We start from the raw sequence: 408 nt of genomic DNA on the forward strand, positions 1-408 counted from the left end.
CGTGTGCAGTGAAGCGCTGGCGCAGAGCCACCGCGCCGTCACGCAGCCGCACCTTTACGCAGCCGTGCGTGCGAGGGGGCGAACTGCCTCCGTCGCCTACCGGTGCGGATGCCCGGCTTCGGCATCCTTGGCCGCCCTGGCGCGGTGGTAGCCGAGGGCCATGGAAATTTCTTCCGCGGTGGCCTGCAGCTTGGGCAGCCAGCTTTCGTCGAGCCGGTCTGCCGGGGCGGAGATGGAAAGACCCGCCACGAGCTGGGCCTGGTCGTCGTACACGCCGGCGGCCATGCAGCGCACGCCGAGTTCGAGTTCCTCGTTGTCGCGCGCGATGCCGTACTGCCGGGCCTTGCCCAGTTCACGCTCCAGCACGGGCAGCTGGGTGATGCTGTTGCGGGTGTGCCCCGCCAGCCC

1 protein-coding gene is annotated in these 408 nt (G+C 70.1%); it reads right to left on the reverse strand.

The annotated features are described in order from the left end of the window. Positions 1–96 precede the first annotated feature (96 nt). On the reverse strand, positions 97–408 hold a 312-nt coding region (locus D3227_RS40790; protein ID WP_281035090.1), incomplete at its 5' end, for an IclR family transcriptional regulator domain-containing protein.

Origin of the sequence: Mesorhizobium waimense (assembly GCF_003601975.1) — a bacterium.
Taxonomy (GTDB): Bacteria; Pseudomonadota; Alphaproteobacteria; order Rhizobiales; family Rhizobiaceae; genus Mesorhizobium; species Mesorhizobium waimense.